This window comes from Bradyrhizobium sp. NBAIM14 (assembly GCF_020193895.1).
GTDB classification, from domain to species: domain Bacteria; phylum Pseudomonadota; class Alphaproteobacteria; order Rhizobiales; family Xanthobacteraceae; genus Bradyrhizobium; species Bradyrhizobium yuanmingense.
On the sequence record NZ_JADYVQ010000067.1, the window covers coordinates 1 to 1,038 of the forward strand.

Below are 1,038 nucleotides of genomic sequence, written 5' to 3' on the forward strand. Positions count from 1 at the left end.
TCACCAGTCCGATCATTGACAACAACATATTTACCTGGCGAACCATATACTGTTGCTGGATCATTTCGACCTAAATAGTCTGGAGGTGTTTTCTTCGGACTGCGCTTATCAAAAGATGTACCAGTCGCACCGTTAGATACGGTATTTTTGATATCATCTTCTGTCCATCCTCTTTCTGGCATTTGATCCCTAATTTTCTGATCTATTTTAAGATCAGGTATCTTCCCTTTGTTTTTTTCTAACTCATCATTTAGTTTGCCTTCAGCATCTCTTTTATTCTCCTCTTTTTGGTTACGACTCTCAACTGCAGCATTAAGAGAAGCCTGGGCGTTATTTATTTCATTCTGTCGGTCAAGGAGGCGCTGCCGTAATTTGTCATATACCTCAATAGTTGCATTTTTTATTGCATTACCGACTTTTACCCCATCCTCTGTAGGGGCACTGACGTCTCCAAGTTCAAGAACGTTATTAACATAAGCGGTTGCCCCCATATTTATCAGATTGTTCAGCCTGTCACGCGAATCAACTGTTGCTGTGGCGTCAAAATGTACACCACCCCCACTGTATCCGGGGACAGCTACAAACCGGGATTCACTGGATGTTAACGGGTGTTGTCCTGCATCAGACAGAGCAAGACCTTCCGGAGTATTTTTCAGCCCATCAAGCGTTGCCTGAAAACTCTGAACTTTCTTGTTTTCTGCCTCCAGTTCTGCTTTTGCACTTTCATACTCACGTTCCGCCACTTCAACAGGATGTCGGGCATCCCATTCCTGCTGGCGACGACTGTCCTCATCCTGACGCTGTTTTACCTGCTCAGGAGTCAGGACGTCGGTTACCGACACATACACTGGTTTCTGACCACTGTCAGCAGGGAAGCGGATAATCGCCTCATGAGAGCCACCACCGAAGGTAAATCCTGCAGGAAAAGCCGTCCGGTCTTTATCCTCCGTAACTCCGGCGGGAAGCGAGGTTGATACAGGCGCATCGTTGACAGTGCTGACAGTCAGGGAAGGAACACCAGGAAATGATGCGCTGAAT

The 1,038-nt window shown here is 46.5% G+C and carries 1 protein-coding gene; it reads right to left on the reverse strand.

Annotated elements, in window-relative coordinates; translation table 11 throughout:
- Window positions 1-1,038: colicin-like bacteriocin tRNase domain-containing protein (locus I6F28_RS37015; protein ID WP_276573453.1), on the reverse strand; the 1,038-nt coding region annotated here is incomplete at both ends.